We start from the raw sequence: 1,533 nt of genomic DNA on the forward strand, positions 1-1,533 counted from the left end.
TCGCTCGGCAGGCGCGACGAGTAGATTGAGCACTCGAAGCAGTGGGGTGTGACAGATATGCCAGCGTGGGAGTAATCCCCTCGACAGGTACAACAAACCAATTGAACACTCGAAGCAGTGGAGTATAGTATTCGCGGGCGAGTAGGCACAACGTCAACGTTCTGACCACTGAGTACAGGATCGCATGAGTCGAGTGTAACACACGGGATTTACGTACTTTGCTTAGCCTATACTACTGATACTCGATGATCAAAATCTCTGATTCGCTTCGCTCTCTGTTCAGTGCTCAAATCGAAGAACGCGATGGGTCATATATTGTGGATGTCCCCGCGAGTGAAATCGAACACGACGCGCTTGCTGCCGACGAAACGTATCGTGTCGCGATCTTGGCATCAGAATCCTCGACAGGCCAGAAGGCCCAGCAAGAGCAACCCCAATCGGCTGCCCAAGAACCAACTCCGACGTCGGATGGTCCGCCCGTAGATGAGGGTGAGGTCCGCGATGTGACGATCGAGACGACCGGTGATCAAGGCGATGGCATCGCGAAGGTTGAACGCGGCTACGTCGTGATCGTCCCCGGCGGACAACCGGGTGATGAGCCGACGGTCGAGATCGAGCAAGTCCAAGCAAACGTCGCGTTTGCCAGTATTGTCAAAAACGACTCACGAGCGCTGTAGCGTCGATTTACCAGCTATTTCTGTTGGTCGAGGACGTCGAAATTTTGGTAGTCTCGACTCACCGCTACTCACTTCCTGGTTTCCCAACGTACTCTGATTTCATTGTCCCATTCTCACGATAGTAGCGATAGAGATACGGCCCGTGCATATCTGCGGGATCCCTGCTGGCGCACTTACAACTGTCGTCGCCACAGGTAACCTTTTCTTTGACGACGGTGCCGTTTCCTGAACTCTTGGACTCGTCGACGGGCTCGGCTGTCTCAGGAAGCTCCTCGGCGGAAACCGACTGGTCGCGGTACTTGATGAGCGCCTCGATGTAGCGCTGTACCTCTCGGAGTGTCTCCGTATCCTGTTTCGGGAGTCCCTCTGCGAGATACTTCGGGAGCGAAGTTGGCGGTGACTGCTCCTTCATACCTTATGTAACAATTGGACCTACTTTAGCGCTCGGCTGATACATAAGGAATTGAATCCGCTTCGCCAACTGTGAGTTCTTAAGCAATCACTCGAGATCGTAGGCCGCAATCTCGCGAGAGCCACACTGTGGACATTCATCGACGTCCTCCTCGACGCTGTACCCACAGTGGCGGCATTCGTGGTGAACCGTCGATGACGGCTCAGGTCTGACGATCTGCTGGATGAACTGTTTACTGAGCATTGAGAGGATCGACGATTTCGCCACAGCCGGGGCATTCGGCCCACACGCCCGGTTCACCGCTGGCTGTTTCATACTCGATTATCGCGTGTCGATCAGTAACTGTCTCGCCGCAGAACGAGCAGGTGCCACGGACCGTCTCTGGATTATTGGGGGTCATTTTCACGAGACCGGAAGCTCTTTTCTGGGGGAGAGGGAGCGTGT

The 1,533-nt window shown here is 54.6% G+C and carries 4 protein-coding genes; 1 reads left to right on the forward strand and 3 read right to left on the reverse strand.

All coding sequences use genetic code 11. The annotated features are described in order from the left end of the window. Nucleotides 1-245 precede the first annotated feature (245 nt). Entirely contained in the window at nt 246-677 is a 432-nt protein-coding gene (locus U4E84_RS17055) for a TRAM domain-containing protein (RefSeq protein ID WP_322533296.1), read from the forward strand. A gap of 64 nt (nt 678-741) precedes the next feature. On the opposite strand, the gene U4E84_RS17060 is transcribed toward U4E84_RS17055, so the two are convergent. The 3 genes from U4E84_RS17060 to U4E84_RS17070 form a co-directional block, all read right to left on the reverse strand. Beyond that, a complete protein-coding gene (locus U4E84_RS17060; protein WP_322533297.1) occupies nt 742-1,089 on the reverse strand; it encodes a DUF6788 family protein in 348 nt (115 codons plus the stop codon). A gap of 87 nt (nt 1,090-1,176) precedes the next feature. After that, on the reverse strand, nt 1,177-1,332 hold the full coding sequence (locus U4E84_RS17065) for a zinc-ribbon domain-containing protein (protein ID WP_322533298.1): 156 nt from the start codon (nt 1,330-1,332) through the stop codon (nt 1,177-1,179). Further along, nucleotides 1,322-1,533, reverse strand: a 212-nt coding sequence (locus U4E84_RS17070; RefSeq protein ID WP_322533299.1) for a hypothetical protein, incomplete at its 5' end; no start/stop codon positions are given. The genes U4E84_RS17070 and U4E84_RS17065, both read right to left, overlap by 11 nt.

Origin of the sequence: Halorubrum sp. AD140 (assembly GCF_034497445.1) — an archaeon.
GTDB lineage: Archaea > Halobacteriota > Halobacteria > Halobacteriales > Haloferacaceae > Halorubrum.

Coding starts and splice junctions, on each gene's coding strand:
- U4E84_RS17055 (WP_322533296.1), top strand. CDS start 246: ATGATCAAAATCTCTGATTCGCTTCGCTCTCTGTTCAGTGCTCAAATC.
- U4E84_RS17065 (WP_322533298.1), bottom strand. CDS start 1,332: ATGCTCAGTAAACAGTTCATCCAGCAGATCGTCAGACCTGAGCCGTCA.
- U4E84_RS17060 (WP_322533297.1), bottom strand. CDS start 1,089: ATGAAGGAGCAGTCACCGCCAACTTCGCTCCCGAAGTATCTCGCAGAG.